14 protein-coding genes and 2 tRNA genes are annotated in these 18884 nt (G+C 68.6%); 8 read left to right on the top strand and 8 right to left on the bottom strand.

The genetic code is table 11. From position 1 onward, the window contains the following. Positions 1-6: 6 nt before the first annotated feature. The 4 genes from BO226_RS05105 to BO226_RS05090 are packed head-to-tail and all read right to left on the bottom strand — an operon-like array spanning position 7 to position 4732. A complete protein-coding gene (locus tag BO226_RS05105; protein ID WP_033096691.1) occupies positions 7-918 on the bottom strand; it encodes an XdhC family protein in 912 nt (303 codons plus the stop codon). A gap of 46 nt (positions 919-964) precedes the next feature. After that, positions 965-3358, bottom strand: a complete 2394-nt coding sequence (locus BO226_RS05100) for an aerobic carbon-monoxide dehydrogenase large subunit (protein WP_064060703.1) — start codon at positions 3356-3358, stop codon at positions 965-967. After that, complete coding sequence (locus BO226_RS05095) at positions 3358-3843, bottom strand: (2Fe-2S)-binding protein (RefSeq protein ID WP_019289024.1); 486 nt, start codon at positions 3841-3843, stop codon at positions 3358-3360. The genes BO226_RS05100 and BO226_RS05095 overlap by 1 nt, the downstream gene beginning before the upstream one ends. Before the next feature lie 4 nt (positions 3844-3847). Then, complete coding sequence (locus tag BO226_RS05090) at positions 3848-4732, bottom strand: FAD binding domain-containing protein (protein ID WP_024100552.1); 885 nt, start codon at positions 4730-4732, stop codon at positions 3848-3850. Between the two features lie 249 nt (positions 4733-4981). Between BO226_RS05090 and BO226_RS05085 the strand changes: the two genes are divergently transcribed. The 3 genes from BO226_RS05085 to gdhA all read left to right on the top strand — a co-directional run bounded on the left by BO226_RS05085 (position 4982) and on the right by gdhA (position 7319). After that, complete coding sequence (locus tag BO226_RS05085) at positions 4982-5638, top strand: DedA family protein (RefSeq protein WP_064853003.1); 657 nt, start codon at positions 4982-4984, stop codon at positions 5636-5638. 62 nt (positions 5639-5700) lie between these two features. Next, positions 5701-5774, top strand: a tRNA-Arg gene (locus tag BO226_RS05080). A 201-nt stretch (positions 5775-5975) separates the two neighbouring features. After that, positions 5976-7319: an NADP-specific glutamate dehydrogenase gene (gene gdhA, locus BO226_RS05075; protein ID WP_064853010.1), complete on the top strand. Its 1344-nt coding sequence runs from the start codon at positions 5976-5978 to the stop codon at positions 7317-7319. 103 nt (positions 7320-7422) lie between these two features. Here gdhA and selB read toward each other — a convergent pair whose 3' ends face one another. The 3 genes from selB to BO226_RS05060 form a co-directional block, all read right to left on the bottom strand. Next, positions 7423-9165, bottom strand: a complete 1743-nt coding sequence (gene selB, locus BO226_RS05070) for a selenocysteine-specific translation elongation factor (RefSeq protein WP_064853004.1) — start codon at positions 9163-9165, stop codon at positions 7423-7425. Further along, positions 9165-10469, bottom strand: a complete 1305-nt coding sequence (selA, locus tag BO226_RS05065; protein ID WP_071934748.1) for an L-seryl-tRNA(Sec) selenium transferase — start codon at positions 10467-10469, stop codon at positions 9165-9167. The genes selB and selA overlap by 1 nt, the downstream gene beginning before the upstream one ends. A 32-nt stretch (positions 10470-10501) precedes the next feature. Beyond that, a tRNA-Sec gene (locus BO226_RS05060) sits at positions 10502-10596 on the bottom strand. Between the two features lie 58 nt (positions 10597-10654). On the opposite strand from BO226_RS05060, the gene selD reads away from it, so the two are divergent. The 5 genes from selD (at position 10655) to BO226_RS05030 (ending at position 18423) form a co-directional block, all read left to right on the top strand. Next, positions 10655-11677: a selenide, water dikinase SelD gene (gene selD / locus BO226_RS05055; protein WP_071934747.1), complete on the top strand. Its 1023-nt coding sequence runs from the start codon at positions 10655-10657 to the stop codon at positions 11675-11677. A 109-nt stretch (positions 11678-11786) separates the two neighbouring features. After that, complete coding sequence (gene fdh, locus BO226_RS05045) at positions 11787-15158, top strand: formate dehydrogenase (protein WP_232238060.1); 3372 nt, start codon at positions 11787-11789, stop codon at positions 15156-15158. Then, a complete protein-coding gene (locus BO226_RS05040; protein ID WP_024100544.1) occupies positions 15155-16066 on the top strand; it encodes a 4Fe-4S dicluster domain-containing protein in 912 nt (303 codons plus the stop codon). The genes fdh and BO226_RS05040 overlap by 4 nt, the downstream gene beginning before the upstream one ends. Continuing rightward, entirely contained in the window at positions 16066-17085 is a 1020-nt protein-coding gene (nrfD, locus tag BO226_RS05035) for an NrfD/PsrC family molybdoenzyme membrane anchor subunit (RefSeq protein ID WP_064256404.1), read from the top strand. The genes BO226_RS05040 and nrfD overlap by 1 nt, the downstream gene beginning before the upstream one ends. A 33-nt stretch (positions 17086-17118) precedes the next feature. Further along, the gene (locus BO226_RS05030) at positions 17119-18423 is read left to right on the top strand and encodes an L-lactate MFS transporter (RefSeq protein WP_006554384.1); all 1305 of its coding nucleotides are present in this window, start codon (positions 17119-17121) and stop codon (positions 18421-18423) included. A gap of 22 nt (positions 18424-18445) precedes the next feature. Here the strand turns inward: BO226_RS05030 and BO226_RS05025 are convergent, their stop codons facing one another. Continuing rightward, positions 18446-18874 carry a hypothetical protein gene (locus BO226_RS05025; RefSeq protein ID WP_198040610.1) on the bottom strand — a complete coding sequence of 143 codons (429 nt, stop codon included), beginning with the start codon at positions 18872-18874 and terminating at the stop codon, positions 18446-18448. Positions 18875-18884: the final 10 nt, after the last annotated feature.

The raw sequence follows: 18884 nt of genomic DNA, 5'->3' as shown, positions 1-18884 counted from the left end.
GGTCGGTCACGCGACGTCGTCCTTCTCGAAGCGGCTGCGGCAACCCGGGCAGCAGAACCACATCGTCCGGCCCGCAACGACGAGGTGCGGGGTGGACTCGGTGATCGTGACGGTCATCCCGCACACCGGGTCGACGGCCGTCTGCGGCTTCGACTCCGTCTCCCTCGGCACCTCGACGCGTCGACAACTCTCCTCGGAGGGGCGGATGAGGCTGCCGCTGCGCGCGACTCGCACGATGTCGGCCACGATCGACAGTCCGATCTCCGCGGGGGTGCGGGCACCGATATCGAGCCCGACCGGGGTGTGCACGTGGGCACGCTCGTCGTCGGTCGGATCCACCTCGTCGAGCACCGCGGCGCCACGGGTGTGACTGGCGACCAGACCGATATAGCGGCTTCCGGCGTCGAGCGCCGCGCGGATCACACTCCCCTCGTCGCCTCCGTGACTCGCGACGATCACCACCGACGCCTCGGCAGGCACTCGCGTCCCGCGGATCCGTTCCACCGAGTAGTCGACGCGCCGCGCGAAGTCGCTCACGGCGTCGGCCACGGGCGAGTCCCCGAAGACGGCCACCACGAGCGCAGGCATCCGCGGCTCGAGAAAGATCTCGGTGGCCCCACCGGACATGCACGGGTTGACCGCGATCGTCGCCCCCGGGGTGTCGGGGAACTCGGCGGCTCCGGCCGGCAGCACCCGTAGGAGCATGCTCTCCCCTCGCTCGAGCACCGTGCGGGACATTTCGCGCACCGAGTTCTCGGTGCACTGTCCGCCGACGAACCCCTCGATCGTGCCGTCGGCGTGGACGAGCGCCCGGTCGCCCGAGTGCGCGGACGTCGGCGGCTGTGCCCGTACGACGGTCGCTTCCACGAACGGGCGGCGTTCGCTGCGCAACTGTGCTGCCCGCATCGCAAGGTCCATGTCCTCGTACTCCGCTCGTTCCACTCGAATCCTTCTGTCGCGTCGCTCAGATCGGCGGGGTCGCGCGACCCTGCATGGCTTCCCACACCCGCGACGGTGTCAACGGCATGTCGGCGTGCCGGACGCCGAGGGGTTTCAACGCATCGACCACGGCGTTGACGATCGCGGGTGGGGAACCGACCGTGGCGGATTCGCCGATGCCCTTCGCGCCGATCGGGTGATGCGGTGACGGAGTGACGGTGAACGCCGTCTCGAGCGTGGGTACCTCGAGGGCGGTGGGGATCAGGTAGTCCATGAACGACCCGCCCAGGCAGGTGCCGTTCTCGTCGAACGCGATCATCTCCATCAGGGCCATGCCGATCCCGTCGACGATGCCACCGTGCACCTGCCCTTCGATGATCATCGGGTTGATGCGGGTGCCGCAGTCGTCCACGGCCAGGAACCGGCGGATCTTCACCTCCGCGGTGCCGGGATCGACGTCGACGACACAGAAGTAGGCGCCATAGGGATAGGTGAGGTTCTCGGGGTTGTAACAGATCTGCGCCTCGAGACCGCCTTCGAGACCTTCGGGCAGATCGCCGGCGCCGTGGGCCCGCATCGCGATGTCCTGGATCGTGACCGCCGCCGACGGGTCGCCCTTGACTCGGAAGGTGCCCTTCTCCCATTCGAGATCGGCGACGGAGACCTCGAGCATGCCCGATGCGATTATCTTCGCCTTGTCGCGCACCTTGCGGGCTACCAGCGCGGCGGCCGCGCCGGACACCGGTGTCGAGCGGCTTCCGTAGGTGCCGAGCCCGAAGGGGGTGTTGTCGGTGTCTCCGTGGACGACGTCGATGTCGTCGGGCGGGATGCCGATCTCCTCCGCGACGATCTGCGCGAAAGTCGTCTCGTGTCCTTGCCCCTGGGACTGCACCGACAATCTCACCACGGCCTTGCCGGTGGGATGGACACGCAGTTCGCAGCCGTCGGCCATGCCGAGACCGAGGATGTCCATGTCCTTGCGCGGACCGGCGCCGACGGCCTCGGTGAAGAACGACATGCCGATACCCATCAGCTCACCCCGTGCGCGGCGTTCGGCCTGCTCGCGGCGCAGCTCGTCGTAGCCGACGATGTCCATGGCCTTGCGCATGGTGGTCTCGTAGTCGCCCGAGTCGTACTTCCAGCCGGTCTTGCTCGTGTAGGGGAACTGATCAGGGCGCAGGAGGTTTTTCAGGCGCAGTTCCGCAGGGTCCATGTCGAGGTCGTAGGCGAGGCAGTCGACGAGCCGTTCGACGAAGTACACGGCCTCGGTGATGCGGAACGAGCAGGCGTAGGCGACGCCGCCGGGTGCCTTGTTGGTGTAGACCGCGGTCATGTGGGAGTAGGCGGCCTCGATGTCGTAACTGCCGGTGAACACACCGAAGAAGCCGGCCGGATATTTCACCGGGGCCGCGGTGGCGTTGAAGGCGCCGTGGTCGGCGAGGACACGGGACCTGATCGCGAGGATGCGACCTTCCTTCGTCGCCGCGATCTCCCCGACCATGATGTAGTCGCGTGCGAAGCCGGTGCTCATGAGGTTCTCGCTGCGGTCCTCCATCCACTTCACCGGATGACCGGTGACCAGCGACGCGACGATCGCTCCGACGTAGCCGGGGTAGATGGGGACCTTATTGCCGAATCCCCCGCCGATGTCGGGTGAGATGACGCGGATCTTGTGCTCGGGCAGACCCGCCACCAGCGCGTACAGCGTGCGATGGGCGTGCGGGGCCTGTGTGGTGGACCAGAGCGTCAGCTTCCCGGAGATCCGGTCGTAATCGGCGACCGCACCGCAGGTCTCCATCGGCGCGGGATGCACGCGTGGATAGACGATCTCCTGCCGGGTGACGACGTCGGCCTTCGCGAAGACCGCGTCGGTGGCCGCGGCATCGCCGGTTTCCCAGTCGAAGCAGTGGTTGTCGGTCTTGCCGTCGAGATCGGTCCGGATCACCGGTGCCTCGGGCGACAGGGCCGTGCGCACGTCGACGACCGGGTCGAGCATCTCGTAGTCGACGTCGATCAGTTCGAGGGCGTCGCGCGCCGAGTAGTGGTCGTCGGCGACGACGAAGGCGACCTCCTGACCGTGGAAGCGCACCTTGTCGGTGGCCAGCACGGCCTGTACGTCGTTCGACAGCGTCGGCATCCAGGCGAGCCCCTTCTCTGCCAGATCGGCGCCCGTGATCACCGCCCGCACCTTCGGGTGCGCGAGGGCGGCGGACGTATCGATGCCGTTGATGCGCGCATGCGCAACCGGCGATCGGAGCACAGCGAGATGCAGCATGCCGGGCAGCCGGACGTCGTCGACGTAGTTGCCGCGGCCCCGCACGAACCGCGGGTCCTCCTTGCGCAGCATCCGGCCGTGTCCGCACGGCTTGCCATCGTTGTCCTGTTCCTCCGGGCGTGTGTCCGGTTCGACCGCGGTCATCACGACACCTCCGTGGGTTGCGCCTTCGAGGAGTGTTCGGCGGCCCACCGGACCGACCGGACGATGGTGGTGTAGCCGGTGCAGCGGCAGATCTGCCCGGAGATCGCCTCGCGGATCGTCGCCTCGTCGGGGTCGGGATCGCGGTCGAGCAGGGACCGCGCGGTGATCATCATTCCCGGGGTGCAGAAGCCGCACTGCAGTCCGTGGCAGCGCACGAAGCCTTCCTGCACGGGGTCGAGGACACCGTCGCGTTCGAGTCCCTCGACGGTGAGCACCTCGTGGCCGGCGGCCATGACCGCCAGCGTGGTGCACGACTTCACCGGCTCGCCGTCCACGGCGACGACACACGTACCGCAGTTGCTCGTGTCGCAACCCCAGTGGGTTCCGGTCAGACCGAGGTGGTCGCGCAGGAAGTGCACGAGCAGCGTCCGGGGTTCGACGTCGGCGGTGACACTCTCGCCGTTGACCGTCATCGAGATCTGCATCGGTTCACACCCTTTCGGTGACGCCGAGACGTTCGGCGGATTGGCGCAGGGCCCGCACCGTCAACTCCGATGCGAGGTGACGCTTGTAGGCGGCGGTGCCGCGCTGATCGGTCTCGGGATCGCATGCCGACGCGGCCGCCGCTCCCGCCTCGCGGAAGAGTTCCTCCGAGGCCGGCGAGCCGCGCAACAGCTCGGACACCCTCGACAGCGCCGCCTCGTCGGCGCGCACCGCCGTCAGCCCGACACGCGCGTCGGTGATGCGTCCGTCGTCCGACATCCACAGCGCGGCGCCCGCGGCGGCCACCGCCCAGTCGCCGGTGCGACGCTCGACCTTCTCGTACGCACTGGCCCCGGTGCCCTTCCTCGGCAGCCGCACCTCGACGAGCAGTTCGTTCGGGGCGACCGCCGTCTCGTAGGGGCCGAGATGGAAGTCGTGGAAATCGAGCTCGCGCACCCCGCCCGGTCCGCGTACGACACAGGTCGCGCCGAGCACTGCACACACGGTGGACAGATCCTCGGCAGGATCTGCCTGACACAACGACCCACCGAGCGTTCCACGATTGCGGACGACAGGATCGGCGATCACGCGCTCGGCATCGCGGAAGATCGGGAAGATCTCGGCGAGTTCGTCGGATTCGAGAAGCCGGCGGTGCCGGACCAGGGCACCGAGGCGCACGGACCCGGGTTCGAACACGATGTGATCGAGTTCGTCCGCGAGATCGTTGATGTCGATCAAGTACTCCGGATTCGCGAGCCGAAGTTTCATCATCGGCAGCAGACTGTGCCCGCCGGCGACGACCCGGGCCCCCTCTCCGTGCCGGTCGAGCAACTCGACGGCGTGATCCACTCCGGTGGCACGCTCGTACTCGAATGGGCCAGGAACCTGCATGAAGAACTCCCGCCATCAGGTGGCGCGGACCGGTTTCCCCCACCAGCCGCCCACGATTCCCCCTTGGTGCGCTCATAGTAGACCCGACTCGAGATCGATGCGACGAAACGGGCGAATCGGAATCGAATCGTTCCCTTGCGGTCGACGGTGTGTGCCGTAACGCCGCCGTCGTCCGGAGTCCTCGGCGGCGCGAGCGGATAGCGTGGAAGGAGCCGACCGGCGGACCCCACGGGAGCACCACACAGATCCATGGACGTGATCAACGAATTCATCATCGGCCAGGCCGCAGCCCTGTGGGTCTACCCGTTGCTCTTCGCCGTGTGCATCCTCGACGGCTTCTTCCCACCGGTGCCCAGCGAGACCGTCCTGGTGACCCTGTCGTCCCTCTCCGGCTCGACCGGGCGTCCTTACCTGTGGATCGTCATCGTGCTCGCGGCGCTCGGCGCGATCATCGGTGACAACATCGCGTACGCGATCGGACGGAAGGTCGGTACCGAACGGTTCCGGTGGATGCGCCGCCCGAAGGCACGAGCCGCATTCGCGTGGGCGCGGCGCGGACTCGACAAGCGCGGCGCCGCAGTGATCCTCACGGCGCGATACATCCCGATCGGCCGGATCGCTGTGAACATGACGGCCGGAGCGACCCGCTACCCGCGGCAGAAGTTCGTGCCGCTCACGATCCTCGGTGGCACGACCTGGGCGCTGTACTCGGCGTTCGTGGGGCGCCTCGTCGGCGGTTGGTTCGAATCGCAGCCGCTGTTCGGCGCCGCGGTCGCCATCTGCGTCGCGGTGGTCCTGGGTGTCGGAATCGACCATCTCATCCAACGGTTCAAGACCGGTCGAGTGGACGTTCCGCGGGGCGAATCGAGCCCCGGCGACGAACGGGGCAGCACGCTCGAGCGCTGACCCCGGCGGGTACGAGGGTGTGTGCGGCGACCTCGGGGAGCACCCGCTAAGATTCTGGCCGCGCCTCCGTAGCTCAGCTGGATAGAGCAAGAGCCTTCTAATCTCTAGGTCGCAGGTTCGAGTCCTGCCGGGGGCACCTCGACCGCCGGCGGACCACCCGTCGCGGGGCCGCACATCATACCGGTGAACTGGGCATTTCGCCCGGTAGACAGGCCGTTCGGATCGTGTGTTTCTCATCCCACCTTGCCGCAGGGTTAACACATGCTAAGGGCCACGTCCTATAGTTCTCGTCGTAAATCCCGTGTTACAGAATCCTCACAGAGTCAGGTAGGTGGGCGTGTCGACATCGGACCGCATCGAAGAGATCTACGAGCAGGTCAAGGCCCGCAACGCAGGTGAACCCGAATTCCACCAGGCTGCGGCCGAAGTGTTCGAGTCTCTGCATGTCGTGCTCGAGCGGCACCCCGGATACTTCGAATCCGGTCTGATCGAGCGCCTGTGCGAGCCGGAGCGGCAGATCATCTTCCGCGTGCCGTGGATCGATGATCAGGGTAACGTCCACGTCAACCGTGGCTTCCGCGTGCAGTACAGCAGCGTTCTCGGCCCCTATAAGGGCGGGCTGCGCTTCCACCCGAGCGTCAACCTCGGCATCGTCAAGTTCCTCGGCTTCGAGCAGATCTTCAAGAACGCCCTCACCGGCCTGCCCATCGGCGGCGGCAAGGGCGGCTCGGACTTCGACCCCAAGGGTCGCTCCGAGCAGGAGATCATGCGCTTCTGCCAGTCGTTCATGACCGAGCTGCACCGCCACATCGGTGAGTACACCGACGTCCCGGCCGGTGACATCGGCGTCGGCGGCCGCGAGATCGGGTACCTGTTCGGCCAGTACAAGCGCCTCACCAACTCCTACGAGTCCGGCGTCCTTACCGGCAAGGGCCTGACCTGGGGTGGTTCGCAGGTGCGCAAGGAGGCCACCGGTTACGGCGCGGCCTACTTCGTCAACGAGATGGCCAAGACCGCCGGCACCTCGCTCGACGGCCGCACCGCCGTCGTCTCGGGTTCGGGCAACGTCGCGATCTACGCCATCGAGAAGATCCACCAGCTCGGCGGCACCGCGATCGCGTGCTCCGACTCCTCCGGCTACATCGTCGACCGCAAGGGCCTCGACGTCGCTCTCCTCAAGGAGATCAAGGAGGTCCGCCGCGGACGCATCTCCGAGTACGTCGACGAGCGCGGCGACGCCGAGTTCTTCCCCGGCGGCAACATCTGGAACGTGCCGTGCGACGTCGCACTGCCGTGCGCCACGCAGAACGAACTCGACGAGGACTCGGCGAAGACCCTCGTCAACAACGGCGTGAAGATCGTCGCCGAGGGCGCCAACATGCCCACCACCCCGGGCGGCATCAGTGTCTTCCGTGACGCCGGAGTCGCCTTCGCGCCCGGCAAGGCCGCCAACGCCGGTGGTGTGGCGACCTCGGCGCTGGAGATGCAGCAGAACGCCTCGCGCGACTCGTGGCACTTCGACTACACCGACGAGCGTCTCGCCGGGATCATGGCCGACATCCACGGCCGCTGCGTCGAGACCGCCGCCGAGTACGGCAAGCCGGGCGACTACATCCACGGCGCCAACATCGCCGGCTTCGTGAAGGTCGCCGACGCCATGTTCGCACTGGGCGTCATCTGACGACCGATTCTTCATGCGAAGTGCGGGTACCGACGAGTTCGGTACCTGCACTTCGCGTTTCGGGTGAAGGGTCGTCCCGCCGGAGAGTGCGGGGACGGCGACTCTAGCGGACGATCTCGCGGCGGTCGTCAGGGAGCCGGCGTGTGCGACCCGCCTTGTCGAGCCGGTCGAGCAACGGCAGGACCACCCGCCGTGTCGTTCCCAGGCGTTCGCGCGCGGCACTGGTCGTGAAGGGCTGGTCCAATTCGCCCAGCAGCTCCACGGCCGTGTCGGCGGCGTCGGGGAGCAGGACGATGCCCGGGCCCGCCCGCCACAACCGCCCGCTGCGTTCGGCCGCGCCGAGTGCCCGGTCGTCGAGGTCGAGCTCGCGTAGGCGATCGGCGGTCGGGGCCGCGAACGGGGCGGCCGACAGGTCGCGGCGCACCTGCTCGACGGCTTTGCGGATCTTCGGCGGTAGACCGTCGGCGCCGGGAGCGATCACCCGCCCCCCGACCACTTCGAGCGGAGGTCGCACCAGCGCCCGGACGAGGTCCGGTGTGGGAAGACGCAGCTGCGATGCCAGCACCGTCAACGGCGCCGCCGGATCCAGTGGATGGGTGCGGGCATGGGCCTGCACGAGTGTGGGCAGCCGGTCGGCGACGGTCTTCGCGAGACCGGGTGCGACGAGCCACGGCCCGACCGTCAGGTGCTCTCCCCGTGCGAGTGGGATGCCCAACTGTCGCAACCGTTGCCGGTGCAGGAGTCCGCGGCGGGCGAGTTCGTCGGCCAGGTGCGGCGTCCCGTCGGCCCCTGCCAGTTGCAGCGCGCGGCGTGCCGCCGCGCCGCGACGCCGGAATCGGGGTGGATCGGGGTCGAGAACGTCGGCTCGCCAGATCATCCGGCGGCCCGGGTCGCGCAGCAACGCGCGGTCGCCGATCCGCAGGGGCAGCGGGCGGTCGAGGGTGAGCCGGACGAGATCGTCTGCCAGCGGACGGCACCGGACACCGACGTCCGCGGCTCCGATGTGCAGCACCGGAGCGACGGGCGGCCGGTCGTCGCCGCTGATCCGAACGTCGACGACGGTGGTGTGGTGCCACGCGCCGGGCGTGACGAGCACACTGCCCCGTCCCAGATCGTCGACCCGGCCGGTGAGATTGAGGGCGACCCTGGCCACGCCGCTCACCGCGCTCCGGTCGCGACCGAGTGCCTGCACGCTGCGGACCCGCAGCGGCGTGTCCCCCAGCACGAGGGTGTCCCCCACGCGCACCGTGCCCGCGGGAAGGGTTCCGGTGACGACGGTTCCGGATCCACGCACGGTGAACCGGCGGTCCACCCAGAGCCGGACGTCGGCCTGCGGATCAGGGTCCGGAAGCGAGGCGACCATCGTCGTCAGTGCGCTCCGGAGGTCGTCGAGGCCCATCCCGGTGCGCCCGCTCACGGCGACGACGGGCGCCCCCGCCAGACTCGTGCGGGCGACCTCCGCCGCGGCCCGCGCGGCCGCGGGTCCCGGATCGGCGAGATCGGCCCGGGTAACGGCGACGACCGCGTGGCGCACGCGGAGCGCGTCGAGTGCTGCGAGGTGTTCGGCCGCCTGCGGCATCCACGGATCGTCGGCGGCCACCACGAACAGCGCGGCCGGGACCGATCCCACTCCGGAGAGCATCGTCGTCAGGAATCGCTCGTGCCCGGGGACGTCGACGAAGGCGACCTCCCCCACCTCTGGCCAGGACGTCCAGCAGTAGCCGAGCTCGATGGTCAGTCCTCGTCGCCGTTCCTCGGCGAGCCGATCCGGGTTCGCACCGGTGAGCGCCTCGACCAGCGTCGACTTGCCGTGATCGACGTGACCGGCGGTCGCGACGACCTGCATCAGGATCCTTCGCGAGCGGCCACGCGCGTCACGGCGTCGATCAGCTCGCCGTCCTCGGCGGGGTCGACCGCGAGCAGGTCGAGCAGCAACCGGCCGCGTTCGACGCGGCCGACGACGGGGTGCCCACCGAGCCGCAACGGGAGTGCGAGATGTTCGGGCAGGGCGATCGCGACGCTCGGCAGGACGACGTCCGGGGCGCCACCGCCCCCGACGACGCCGTCGGAGTCGACCACCTCGGGTTGGCACTCCGAGGGCAGCGCCACGCAGATCGCCTGTGCGCGGGCGCGGAGATCTTCCGGGCGGGAGGCCAGCGCCGACGCCACGGGTGGCATCGGTCCCGTCAGGGTCGCTTCGAGAGCGGCCAGGGTGAGCTTGTCGACGCGCAGCGCCCGCGCGAACGGGTCGCGCCGCAGGCGTTCCACGAGTTCGGCCCGTCCGAGCAGCAGGCCGGCCTGCGGACCGCCGAGGAGCTTGTCGCCCGAGGCGGTCACCAGGTCGGCGCCGGCACGCAGCGCGGTGGTGGCGTCGGGTTCGTTCGACAGCCGCGGATGCGGCGCGAGCAGACCCGATCCGATGTCGACCACGACGGGCGGTCCGAGTCCGGAGAGTTCCCGGACCGACACCGACGACGTGAAGCCGCTGACGGTGAAGTTCGAGGGATGCACCTTGAGGACGAAGGCGGTGTCGTCGTCGACGGCCGCAGCGTAGTCGCTCAAGCGCACGCGGTTGGTGGTGCCGACCTCACGCAGCGTCGCGCCCACGGATTCCAGCAGTTCCGGGATCCGGAAGCCGTCACCGATCTCGACCAGTTCGCCCCGTGCGATCACGATCGAGCGACCACCGCGTGTGAGCACCCGGGTGACCAGGGCGAGAGCCGCGGCACCGTTGTTGACGACGTGGATGCCGCCGGCGTCGGGTACCTGTTCGGCGAGTGCTTCGAGGGCGCCGCGTCCTCGCCGTCCGCGCCGACCGGTGGCCAGGTCGAGTTCGACGTCGGTGGCGCCCGCCGCGGTGGACACCGCCTCGACCGCCGCTCGGGACAGCGGGGCGCGACCGAGATTGGTGTGCACCACCACACCGGTCGCGTTGACGACGCGACGCAGGGTGGTCGCCTGCTGCGGCAGCGACGCGACCGCGACGTCGGCGACGGCATCGGGCCCGATCTCGCCGTCGCGGCACCGTTGCTGGGCCGCGACGACGGTCTGCTTGACCAGTCGGGCGCCGAGCCGGTCGACGGCCTCGCGCAGGCGCGGATCGGCCAGGACCTGGTCGGTGCGGGGAACGTCCCGCCTCGGATCCGGCACGCGCTCCTCATCCCACGGTCGACGAAAACTTTTGGCGGAGGCGGACGGGAATCGAACCCGCCCAGCCCAGATACTGGGCCACAACGGTTTTGAAGACCGCGACCGTCACCAGACGAGAACCACCTCCGCGCTCACCCTAACCGAAGTCGGGCCCTCGGTTACGACTCGCCCGTATGTTTGGGTTCATGACCGCACACGTCGACTTTCCCGAGGGCGCCATCCGACTCACCCAGTACGCCGCCGGCGGCGGGTGCGCATGCAAGGTTCCGCCGCGTGAACTCGAGCGGGTGCTCGGCGGTCTGCAGGGTGGACGGGCCTCCGGCGAACTGTTGGTGGGTGTGGAGAACGGCGACGACGGAGCCGCGGTCCGGATCGATCCGGCGCCCGACGGGAGCGGCCGGGCCGTCATCGTGACGGCCGACTTCTTCACCCCGGTAGTCGACGACGCCTACGACTGGGGACGGATCGCCGCCACCAACGCCATGTCCGACGTCTACGCGATGGGTGGCACGCCGATCATCGCGGTCAACCTCCTGGGCTGGCCGCGCGAGCTCATCCCGTTCGAACTCGCCGCCGAAGTCATGCGCGGCGGCGCCGACGCGTGCGCCGAGGCGGGTGCCCATCTCGCCGGCGGGCACAGCATCGACGACCGGGAGCCGAAGTACGGACTGGCGGTCACCGGTCTGGGCGATCCGGATCGCCTGCTGCGCAACGACGCTGCCACGCCCGGCCTGCCGCTGACTCTCACCAAGCCGCTCGGTCTCGGCATCCTGAACAACCGTCACAAGGCCACCGGCGAGCGTTTCGAGGAAGCGGTCGCGGTGATGACGACACTCAACCGCGAGGCGGCACAACTTGCGCACGAGGCCGGTGTCCGCGCCGCCACCGACGTCACCGGTTTCGGTCTGCTCGGCCATCTGATGAAGATGATGCGGGCCAGCGGCACGACCGCCGTGATCGACTCCGCGGCCGTGCCGTACGTCGCGGGAGCGCGCGAGTCGCTCGCGGAGGGATTCGTGCCCGGCGGGAGCCGTCGCAATCTCGATTGGGTCCGCGAGCAGGTCGACTCCGAGGTGGACGACGACGAACTACTCCTGCTCGCCGACGCTCAGACGTCCGGCGGTCTCCTGGTCGTCGGGGAGCTCCCCGGCCATCCGGTCATCGGGGAGGTGGTCCCCGCGGGCGAACACGCGATCCGGGTGCGCTGACCCCGACGACCGACGGACATGCCGACACACCTGCACGGAATCCGGATTGACCGGCACGAAGCGCGGGCAGACGGTAGCTTCGGAACGAGAGCGCAGGAAAGGAGCACCGATGGCGGAGAAAGACACGTCCCTCCCCTGGCCCGTCCTGCGCCAGTTCCTCGGTAAGGACCTGCTCGGACGCGGCAAGGCCGCACGGTCCCGTCGTACCGAGGAGATCGAACCGCGCACCTCCACCGCCGATCGTGTCGCCCGCAGCGTGTGCCCCTACTGCGCTGTCGGATGCGGACAGAAGATCTTCGTCAAGGACGAAAAGGTCGTCCAGATCGAAGGCGATTCCGACAGCCCCGTGAACCGCGGGCGCCTGTGCCCCAAGGGCTCGGCGAGCAAGAACCTCGTCACCAGCGAGCTACGCGAGACCCGGGTCCGCTACCGCCGGCCCTACGGCACCGAATGGGAAGACCTCGATCTCGACACGGCCATGGAGATGGTCGTCGACCGCGTGCTGAAGACCCGCCGCGAGACCTGGCAGGAATTCGACGACAAGGGCCACCGTGTCCGGCGCACGATGGGCATCGCCAGCCTCGGCGGTGCCACGCTGGACAACGAGGAGAACTACCTCATCAAGAAGCTGTTCACAGCGATGGGGGCGGTCCAGATCGAGAACCAGGCCCGCATATGACACTCCGCCACCGTCCCCGGTCTGGGGACCAGCTTCGGGCGCGGCGGCGCCACCGGCTACACAGCCGACCTGGCCAACGCTGACTGCATCATCATCCAGGGTTCCAACATGGCCGAAGCCCACCCGGTTGGCTTCCAGTGGGTCGTGGAGGCCCAGAAACGCGGTGCCCGCGTCATCCACATCGACCCGCGCTTTACCCGTACCAGCGCGGTGGCGGACAAGCACGTCCCGATCCGGGTCGGCAGCGACATCGCCTTCCTCGGCGGCATCGTCAACTACATCCTGAGCAACGGGCTGGACTTCCGCGAGTACGTCGTCAACTACACGAACGCCGCGGTGCTCGTCAGCGACAAGTTCGAGGACACCGACGATCTCGACGGGCTCTTCTCGGGCTTCGACCCCGAGAAGCGGACCTACGATCCGACGAGCTGGCAGTACGACGTGGAGGACGAATCCGGCGACCTGCACAAGTCGCAGGACAACGGCTCCGACGAGCACGCCGAGCATCGGGACACGGCCGCGGGCCTGCAGAACGAGTCGCACGGCATGCAGACGGCGAGCCACCCGAGGCGCGACGAGACCCTACAGCACCCGCGGTGCGTCTACCAGGTGCTCAAGCGGCACTTCGCCCGCTACACCCCCGAGGTGGTCGAGCAGGTGTGCGGCGTCTCGCAGGAGGACTTCCTCGACGTCTGCCGCGCGTGGACCGAGAACTCCGGTCGGGAGCGGACGACGGCGCTCGTCTACAGCGTGGGCTGGACCCAGCACAGTGTCGGTGTGCAGTACATCCGCACCGGCGCGATCCTGCAGCTGCTGCTCGGCAACATGGGCCGCCCCGGCGGAGGCATCATGGCGCTGCGCGGTCATGCCAGCATCCAGGGCTCGACCGACATCCCGACGCTGTTCAACCTGTTGCCCGGCTACCTGCCGATGCCCGACGCGAACAAGCACCACTCGTTCACGGACTGGGTCGACAGCGTGCGCAACCCGGGCAGCAAGGGTTTCTGGTCGAAGGCCGACGCCTACGCGGTGAACCTGCTCAAGGCATACTGGGGCGACGCGGCGACCGCCGACAACGACTACTGCTTCGACTACATGCCGAAGATCACCGGCGACCACGGCACCTACCGTTCGGTGCTCGACATGATCGATGGAAAGGTCAAGGGCTACTTCCTCCTCGGGCAGAACCCGGCCGTCGGCTCAGCCCACGGGCGCGCGCAGCGGCTCGGGATGGCGAACCTCGACTGGCTCGTGGTGCGCGACCTGTTCGAGATCGAGAGCGCCAACTTCTGGAAGGACTCCCCGGAGATCGAGACCGGTGAGATCGTGACCGAGGAGTGCGCCACCGAGGTGTTCCTCTTCCCGGCGGCCTCCTACGCCGAGAAGGAAGGCACCTTCACGCAGACCCAGCGGATGCTGCAGTGGCGGGAGAAGGCCGTAGAGCCGCCCGAGGACTGCCGCTCGGAACTGTGGTTCTTCTACCACCTCGGCCGCATGATGCGGGAGCGTCTGGCCGAGTCGACCGACGAGCGCGACCGTCCGCTGCTCGACCTGGCATGGGACTACCCCGTGCACGGCGAGTACGACGAGCCGAGTGCCGACGCAGTGCTCATGGAGATCAACGGCTACGACGTCGCGACCCGTCTGCCACTGTCGTCGTTCACCGAGATGAAGAACGACGGCTCCACCCTCGGTGGCTGCTGGATCTACACCGGGGTCTACGCCGACGGCGTCAACCAGGCCAACCGGCGTAAGTCCCGGCACGAGCAGTCGTTCGTGGCTCCCGAGTGGGGCTGGGCGTGGCCGATGAACCGCCGCATCCTGTACAACCGGGCATCCGCCGACCCCGAGGGCAGGCCGTGGAGCGAACGCAAGGCCTACGTGTGGTGGGACGAGGACGCACAGCAGTGGACGGGTGCGGACGTGCCGGACTTCGAGAAGACGAAGCCGCCGAGCTACCGCTCCCCCGACGGCGCCGACGGTGTCGAGGCGCTCGAAGGGATCGATCCGTTCATCATGCAGGGCGACGGCAAGGGTGCCCTCTACGCCCCCCAGGGGCTCGTCGACGGTCCGATGCCGACGCACTACGAACCGGTGGAGTCGCCGTTCCGCAATCCGCTCTACGCGCAGCAGGCCAACCCGACGCGCATGGAGTACCGGCGTGACGACAATCCGATGAACCCCTCACCGCCGGAAGAACACAGCGACGTGTTCCCCTTCGTGTTCACGACGAGTCGTCTCACCGAGCACCACACCGCCGGCGGCATGAGCCGCTATCTCGAACATCTCGCCGAACTGCAACCGGAGATGTTCGTGGAGGTCTCCCCCGCCCTGGCGGCCGAACGCGGACTCGAGCACATGGGCTGGTGCCACGTCGTCACCGCCCGCTCTGCGATCGAGGGCCGGGTCCTGGTGACCGAGCGGTTGCGTCCGCTGAAGGTGGAGGGACGGACCGTCCACCAGGTGTGGATGCCCTATCACTGGGGCAGCGGCGGCATGGTGACCGGCGACTCGACCAACGATCTGTTCGGAATCACGTTGGACCCCAACGTGCTCATCCAGGAGACCAAGGTCGGTACGTGCGACGTCCGGGCAGGACGCCGACCGTCCGGAGCGGCACTGCGGGAGTACGTCGAGGGATATGCGCGGCGGGCCGGGGTAACCGATCACGTGTACCCACCCATCGTGACGGTCCTGGACGGCGATACGGCCTCGGACGACCCACGTGCCCCGGAGGCCTCGGACGACCCACGTGCCCCGGAGGCCTCGGACGACCCACGTGCCCCGGAGGAGGACGAGTGACGGGTCCCAACAGCTTCTTCGGACCGATCGACCCGGCACCCGATGCCGGGTACGAGGATCCGCCGGCTCGCAAGGGCTTCTTCACCGACACCAGTGTGTGCATCGGGTGCAAGGCCTGCGAGGTGGCCTGCAAGGAGTGGAACGACGTCCCCGAGAACGCCTTCGCGATGCTCGGCACCTCGTACGACAACAGTCATTCGCTCAACGCCAATCAGTGGCGGCACGTCGCCTTCATCGAGCGCCCTGCGGAGTCGAAACCGCCGGTCTCGCTGGGGATGCCGACCGTCGGCGCGACCCCGACGGAGCTTCCGGAGGAGGAGAAGCCGGACTTCCGGTGGTTGATGTCCTCGGACGTGTGCAAGCACTGCACCCACGCGGCGTGCCTCGACGTGTGCCCGACCGGGTCGCTGTTCCGCAGCGAGTTCGGCACGGTGGTCGTGCAGGACGACATCTGCAACGGCTGCGGATACTGCGTCGCTGCGTGCCCGTACGGCGTCATCGACCGTCGCAAGGGTCCAGAGGGCGACCCGAAGGTCGGTATCGCCCAGAAGTGCACGCTCTGTTACGACCGGCTCACCGACGGCCAGACCCCGTCCTGCGCGCAGGCGTGCCCCACGGAGTCGATCCAGTACGGCGACGTCGAGGAACTGCGCGCTCGCGCCGAGGAACGACTGGCCGCCCTGCACGAGCGCGGCGTGAGCGAGGCACGACTCTACGGCAACGATCCCGAGGACGGGGTCGGCGGGACCGGCGCCTTCTTCCTGCTCCTCGACGAACCGGAGGTCTACGGCCTGCCGCCGGATCCGGTGGTGACGACCAAGGATCTGCCGGAGATGTGGACCCGCGCCGCAGTGGCAGCGGTCGCGATGCTGGCGGGCGCCGCCGCGTCGTTCCTGAGGAGGCGCTGATGACCCAGGTGCAGCACGGCGGCAGCCCGGGCAACCCCCGCCGGTCCGGAGGTGGTCGCGGCGGCGACCGGGTGATGGTGCCGGAGGCCGACTTCGAGTCCTATTACGGACGCCAGATCGTGAAGCCGGCCCCGTGGGAACACGACATCGCGATCTATCTGTTCACCGGCGGCGTGGCCGCGGGCAGCTCGCTGCTCGCCGCGGGTGCCGATCTCACGGGGCGGCCCGCCCTGCGTCGCGTCGCCCGATTCGGTTCGCTCACATCGCTGCTCGTCAGTGTCGGTGCGCTGGTTCACGATCTCGGCAAACCGAGCCGCTTCCTCAACATGCTGCGAGTCGCCAAACCGACCTCCCCGATGTCGGTCGGTACGTGGATCCTGTCGCTGCACGGTCCGTTCGCGGGCGTCGCGGCGGTCGCGGAGATCGCCGCGATGCTCCCCGCCCGGTGGAAGCGCGGGCCGGTGCGCCTGCTGCTCGCCCTCGGCCGGCCCGCCGGGATCGTGGGTGCACTGACGGCACCGCCGGTCGCCGCCTATACCGGAGTCCTGTTGTCCGACACCGCAACCCCAGCCTGGCACTCCGCCTTCAAGGAAATCCCCTTCGTGTTCTGTGGGTCGGCAGCGGCCGCATCGGGTGGTCTCGGACTGCTGGGTGCGCCGGTCGCCGAGGCCGGGCCGGCACGCGCCTTCGCCGTCGGCGGTGCGCTCGTCGAACTCGCGACCGAGCAGCAGATGGAGAAGTCGATGGGCCTGTCGGCCGAGACGCTCCACCAGGGCCGCCCCGGGCGACTGATGAGGGCCAGCAAGGCATTGACGGTGGCCGGTGCGCTCGGCGCACTCGCCGGCCGCCGCAATCGCGTGGTATCGGCAGTGTCCGGTGCCGCTCTCATGGCCGGTTCGCTGTGCACGCGACTCGGCGTCTACGAGGCCGGCATCGCGTCGGCGAAGGATCCCAAGTACACCGTCGTTCCCCAGCGTGAACGAGTCGATCGCGGGGAACCCGTTCGTTACCGCAGCTGAGATCCGGCTCGCGGGCAGGACGAAGGAGAACGCATGGACTCCGGCAAGCCTACGCGCGAACCACACGGCGACGCCGCGACGGCTCAGCCTCCGGGCAGCTTCCGCTGGCTCCTCGTGGCCGGGGGTCTGTTGCTGCAGTTCTCGATCGGCGCGGTCTACGCGTGGTCGGTCTTCGGCGGAGCCCTCGAGAGCGCCGACTCCTGGCAACTGAGCACGGTCCGGGCCTCACTGCCGTTCACCGTGACCATCGGCATGATCTTCATCGGCACCTATCTCGGTGGCCGACTGCAGGATCTGAAAGGTCCCCGAGTCGTCGCGTTGATCGGCGGCATCATCTATGCGCTCGGCATCCTCCTCGCCTCCTTCACCGACGGAGCCGAGGACTACTGGCTGCTCATCCTCGGGTACGGCATCATCAGCGGTTTCGGGCTGGGCTTCGCGTACATCGTCCCGATCGCCATGCTGCAGAAGTGGTTCCCCGACAAGACCGGTCTCATCACCGGACTCGCTGTGGGCGGTTTCGGGTTCGGCGCCGTGCTCACCTCGCCGGTCGCGCAGTGGCTCATCGACCGGAATCCGGACGACCCCACGAGCGCCTTCCTGCCTTTGGGTATCGCCTACCTCGTGATGTCGCTGGCCGGTGCGGCACTCTTCCGCAACCCGCCCGAGGGGTACACCGTGCCGGGCTTCGACCCCGTCGGCCGCGACGGCAGCGGAGCGGACCGCGGCAAGGAGTACACCCAGAACGAGGCCCTCCGCACGCCCCAGTGGTACCTCCTGACCGCCATCCTCACCCTGTGCGTGACCGCCGGCATCTCCCTGATCTCGCAGGCGAAGCCGAGTGCGTCCGACATCGCCGGTTTCAGCACCTCCGGCGCGGCGGCACTCGTGGGCGTGCTCGCGATCTTCAACGGCGCCGGCCGGATCGTGTGGGCGGCGATCTCCGACCATATCGGCCGGATGAAGACCTTCACCGCACTGCTCGTGCTGCAGGGCGTGTGCCTGATCGTGCTGCCGCATGCCACCGGCGTGGTTCTGTTCTCGGTCCTGGCCGCGATCATCTATCTCTGCTACGGCGGCGCATTCGGCACCATGCCCGCCACCGCCGGCGACTTCTTCGGGGTCCGCAACGCCGGCGCCATCTACGGCCTGATGCTCATCGGGTGGAGCATCGGCGGCATCATCGGCCCGATCATCGCGTCTACGCTCCTCGGCGACGACAAGGCCTATACCCTCGCCTACACCACCATCGGCATCATCGCGCTCGTATCGGTCGTGCTCACGATGATCACGAAGGTACCCGCGGCACGCCGGGAGTCGGCCTCGGCCCGGTCCTGATCCGGAGCGCCGCCCTGCTCGCTCACACTCGGGGCGCTTCGTGGGTGTGCAACCACGAGACGACCTGCGTGCGGGAGTGCACGCCGAGTGTGTCGAGGATCCGTTCCAGGGCACCGTTCGCCGCGTCGACTGCAGAGCCGAGGCGCCCGAGATGGAAATGGGCGAGCCCCGAGACCCACAGCGCAGAGGCCTTGTTCCACCGCTCGCCGTGCTGGCCCGCCATCTCGACGACACGAGCACACGCCTTCAGGGCGTCGTCGCGTCGTCCGTCGTAGGTCTGCGCCATCGCCAGCTGGAACAGGCAGGTCAGGTGGGCGGCGTGGTGGCCGTGCGCACGATGCACCCGGGCCGCACGGAGGTAGAGGCCGATCGCCTCGGCCGTCGCCCCGCAGAACAGTGCGTGCAGAGCGCTCCAGTGCGCGACGAGGTGGCCGGGTTCGTCACCCCGCACCACCTCGAGC

The sequence above is a fragment of the Rhodococcus sp. 2G genome, from assembly GCF_001886355.1.
Lineage (GTDB): Bacteria > Actinomycetota > Actinomycetes > Mycobacteriales > Mycobacteriaceae > Rhodococcus > Rhodococcus pyridinivorans.
This window is presented reverse-complemented; position numbering and strand designations above follow the sequence as displayed.

What these genes read in the sequence shown, in the direction of transcription:
- BO226_RS05105 (WP_033096691.1), bottom strand. Translation starts at nt 918, where the DNA reads ATGGACCTTGCGATGCGGGCAGCACAGTTGCGCAGCGAACGCCGCCCG.
- BO226_RS05100 (WP_064060703.1), bottom strand. Translation starts at nt 3,358, where the DNA reads ATGACCGCGGTCGAACCGGACACACGCCCGGAGGAACAGGACAACGAT.
- BO226_RS05095 (WP_019289024.1), bottom strand. Translation starts at nt 3,843, where the DNA reads ATGCAGATCTCGATGACGGTCAACGGCGAGAGTGTCACCGCCGACGTC.
- BO226_RS05090 (WP_024100552.1), bottom strand. Translation starts at nt 4,732, where the DNA reads ATGCAGGTTCCTGGCCCATTCGAGTACGAGCGTGCCACCGGAGTGGAT.
- BO226_RS05085 (WP_064853003.1), top strand. Translation starts at nt 4,982, where the DNA reads ATGGACGTGATCAACGAATTCATCATCGGCCAGGCCGCAGCCCTGTGG.
- selB (WP_064853004.1), bottom strand. Translation starts at nt 9,165, where the DNA reads ATGCAGGTCGTCGCGACCGCCGGTCACGTCGATCACGGCAAGTCGACG.
- selD (WP_071934747.1), top strand. Translation starts at nt 10,655, where the DNA reads ATGACCGCACACGTCGACTTTCCCGAGGGCGCCATCCGACTCACCCAG.
- nrfD (WP_064256404.1), top strand. Translation starts at nt 16,066, where the DNA reads ATGACCCAGGTGCAGCACGGCGGCAGCCCGGGCAACCCCCGCCGGTCC.
- BO226_RS05030 (WP_006554384.1), top strand. Translation starts at nt 17,119, where the DNA reads ATGGACTCCGGCAAGCCTACGCGCGAACCACACGGCGACGCCGCGACG.